This window comes from Kitasatospora sp. MBT63, from assembly GCF_000710465.2.
Classification (GTDB): Bacteria; Actinomycetota; Actinomycetes; order Streptomycetales; family Streptomycetaceae; genus Kitasatospora.
Genome location: NZ_JAIZ01000316.1, coordinates 1 through 3,693, shown reverse-complemented (window position 1 = coordinate 3,693; position 3,693 = coordinate 1). Strand labels below are relative to the sequence as shown.

Here is a 3,693-nt window from a genome sequence, read left to right as displayed (position 1 = left end):
GCCCCGGCCGGACCGCCGCCCCGCCCACCGCGAGCGGGCACCAGCACGGCACCCCGTCGCCCGCGGCCTCCGTGGCGCCGCCCTCCGAGCAGCCGCCGCCGACCGTCGCCGAGGGCGGCCGCCGCTGGTCCGACCCGGCCGGCTGGGGCGGCAGCGTCCCGGGACCGAAGAGCGCGGTGCGGATCACCGACCAGGTGCTGCTGGACACCGACGCCGCCGTCGGGTCCCTGGTGATCGAGCCGGCCGGCTCGCTGGTCTTCGCCAAGGACAAGAACCTCACGCTCAGCTCGGCCGGCAACATCGAGGTCCGCGGCACCCTGAGCGCGTCCCCCGCCGACGCGGTGGTGCACATGGTCAGGTTCCCCGGGGTGGACGAGCGCCGCTTCCAGGGCGGCGGCATGACCGTCGTCGACACCGACACCGGCCTGTGGGTGACCGGCGCCGGCTACCTGCGCCTGGACGGCGCCGCCCGGACCGCCTGGGTCCGGGCCGCCGGCGCGCTCAAGGCCGGCGACACCAGCATCACCCTCGCGGCCGCCCCCGCCGGCTGGCAGGTGGGCGACGAACTGGCCGTCACCCCGACCGCCGCCCCCGACAGCGGTGACGACTTCTCCGCCCAGTACGACCTGCGCACGGTCCGTCAGGTCAAGGGCGCCACGGTCGTCCTTGACGGCCCGTTGACGTACGCCCACCCCCGGGTCGCGGTCGGCGCGGGCGTCACCGTCGGCGCCGAGGTCCTCAATCTGACCCGCAACGTCCGCGTCGAGGGCACCGAACAGGGCCGGGCCCACATCCACCTGACCAGTTCCCGTCGCGCGGACGTCCGGCACGCCGCGCTGCGCTGGCTCGGCCCGCGCACCAACGGCAAGGAGCAGTGGAACGGAAAGCCCGTCACCGACCCGGTGCTCGGCCGGTACGGGCTGCACTTCCACATGCTCGCCGACGCGTCCCGGGGGACCGTGGTGCAGGGTGTGGTGGTCCGCGACGCGGGCAACCACGCCTTCGTCCCGCACATGAGCCACGGCGTCACCTTCCGCAGCTGCATCAGCCACAACACCTGGGAGGACGCCTACTGGTGGGACGGCCCGCAGGACACCCGCACCCCGCAGGGCCCCTCCGACGACATCGTCTACGACTCCTGCGTCGCCTCCCGGACGGTCTTCGAGCCCAACCCGCGCGGCTACCGGCTGACCGGTTTCAGCCTCGGCGCCGGCAGCGGCAGCAAGGCGACCGGCTGCGTGGCGGTCGGCGTCCAGGGCGCCACCGGCGCCTCCGGCTACGAGTGGCCGGAGACCAGCGAGGGGGTGTGGACCTTCGAACGCTGCCTGGCGCACAACAACCTGGAGAACGGCATCTTCGTCTGGCTCAACGCCCAGCACCACCACACCGTCGGACAGTTCGTCGCGTACCACAACGGCGGCTGGGGCATCGAGCACGGCGCCTACCTGAACGACTTCGACTACACCTCGAGCGTGCTCTACGGCAACGCGGCCGGCGGCATCGCCGTGCACGCGCTCGGCCGGGACAAGGGCACCGTCTTCGACGGCTTGCTGATCGACGCGGCCGGGCAGTCCGACTACGCGGTCTCCACCCTCAAGCACCAGCTGGCCGGCGTGCCGGTGACGATCAGCCGCTGCCGGATGACCGGCTACCGCAAGGCCGGGGTCGCCTTCCGGGCCACCACCGACGGGCAGCCGGACGACATCCAGGTGCTGGACTGCTCGTTCAGCGGCAACGAGGTGTGGCTCGACCCCGAGTCGCCGACCCCCAAGCGGATCGTGCTGCGCAAGGCCGGGGACGCCCAGGCGGTCGAGCTGAACAAGTCCCAGGGCGTCGCCGCGGCCCCGGCGTGGAACGCCTCGACCACCCCGGCCGACGTCCCGGACGGCCCGCGCCAGCCCGTCACCCCGTCCGTCCGGCTCGCCGACGCGGCGGTGCCGACCGCCCGGGTGACCTGACTCCCGCCACCGCCGACGCACCCGGCCTCGGCCCCCAGGTGGGGGCCGAGGCCGGGTGGTGTCGCGGGTCGCGCGGGACTCAGCCCTCCGGCTGCTCCTCGGCGTACTCCTCGTCGAGCGGCGCCGGGGCGGGCAGCTGCGCGAGGTAGCTGCCGGCGATCAGCTGACCGACGGTCGGGTAGGCGCCCAGCGGGGCGGCGCTCGGGCAGCCGGTCTCCTCGGCTGCGGCGGCCAGCAGCTCCGGGTCGGCCTCCGGGCCGATCACCAGCGGGGCGAGCGCGGGACGCTGCGAACCGGTGGCCCGCAGGTGGTCGACGGCCGCGGCCACCGAACCCGGGACGTCCAGCGCGGCGGCGACGACCGGCACGGCGAGCCGGGCGGCCAGCAGCACACCGGTGATCCCGGCGGCCGTGGCGGCCTCCTCGCCACCGGTCACGGTCAGTACGATGCCGTCGGCCGCCGTGGTGATGGCGAACAGCCGGGCGCGGTCGGCGCGGGCCAGCCCGGCCTCGGAGAGGCGGACGTGCACGGCCTCGGCCAGCAGCGGGTGCGGGCCGAGCGCGTCGGTGACGGTGGAGCCGAACTCGGCGGCCACCTTGTGCAGCTCCTGCAGCCCGAGGTGCGGACCGGTCAGCAGCGGGACCACGACCGGCGCGGGGTACCCGGCGTTGGTGGCCTCGGCCAGCAGCGAGCTGACCGTGACGGCGCCCTCGGTGCCCTCGCTGACGTCCAGGTAGGCGGCCGCGGCCTCGATGCCCGGCTGCTCGCCGCGCACGATGGAGAGCAGCTCGTCCACCACGGAGCGGGACTCGGGGCCGGCCGTGACGGGTACGGCGAGCACCATGGCCGGGGAGCCGACCGGGATCTCGGGGCGCTCAGGACGACGGTGGCGCCCCCGCGCACGGGAGCCGGGCGTACGGACGGGCAGTGGCGCGCCCGGGATCGCTGCTGTGCTCATGGCGGAGATCGTAGGACATTCGCCCGCCCCTACTGCAGCCGGATCCCAGGAACCGGGCAAACCGTCCTGGACAAGAGGGATGTTGTCGGGCAAAGCGGTCACCTTTCCGGGGTGGTTACCCAGTTGCCGGGCCCTTCGATCGTGACGCGGCTCACACTTGGCCGACGTAACTGCCCGTGAGGTGCCCGGCGTCTCTTGAAGATCGACACCGTGCTTGCCGAGGTGTACGGACGGTCATCGGATCGCCGGGTATTCGTGGCGGTATGCCCGCTTACGTACCGTCAGGCGGCCCGGGGCATCCGCGTCGAGGGGCTGTCGGTCGCGTGCATTCGCACGGGCGCTATCCCGTGCCGATGCACGTGCAAGCCGAGCTATCATCACGTCAGGTGAGGAGATCGCCGTCGATCGGGGAGATTTCAATGCGTGAGGCTTTCAACGGCATGGCGGCTGCGGACCTCGACGGTGTGGTCTGGCAGAAGAGTCGGCACAGTAACTCCCAGGGGAACTGTGTGGAGTTCGCGGCGCTGCCCGGCGGAGACGTCGCGATGCGGAACTCGCGCTTTCCCGACGGCCCCGCGCTGGTGTACACCCGGGCCGAGATCGAGGCGATGCTGCTCGGGGTCAAGGACGGGGAGTTCGACCACCTCGGCGCGGGGGCGAACTGACGTCCGGTGGGACGTCGGGGCGGGTTTCGGGCCGTCGTGGGCACCGGTTGCCACGGCGGCCTTTGGTTTTGCCGGCGGCCGCCGGCCCGCGGGGGGCGTGGGGTCCGGGGGG

At 73.6% G+C, this 3,693-nt stretch carries 3 protein-coding genes; 2 read left to right on the top strand and 1 reads right to left on the bottom strand.

What is annotated here, in order from left to right; translation table 11 throughout:
- Nucleotides 1-1,958, top strand: a 1,958-nt coding sequence (locus AA75_RS49510) for a G8 domain-containing protein (RefSeq protein WP_033821380.1), incomplete at its 5' end; no start/stop codon positions are given.
- A gap of 79 nt (nt 1,959-2,037) precedes the next feature.
- Here AA75_RS49510 and AA75_RS19405 read toward each other — a convergent pair.
- Nucleotides 2,038-2,916 (bottom strand): sirohydrochlorin chelatase, encoded by an 879-nt coding sequence (locus AA75_RS19405; protein WP_082526657.1) that lies wholly within the window; start codon nt 2,914-2,916, stop codon nt 2,038-2,040.
- Nucleotides 2,917-3,335: 419 nt separating this feature from the next.
- Between AA75_RS19405 and AA75_RS19400 the strand changes: the two genes are divergently transcribed.
- Complete coding sequence (locus tag AA75_RS19400) at nt 3,336-3,581, top strand: DUF397 domain-containing protein (protein ID WP_033821379.1); 246 nt, start codon at nt 3,336-3,338, stop codon at nt 3,579-3,581.
- Nucleotides 3,582-3,693 lie beyond the last annotated feature (112 nt).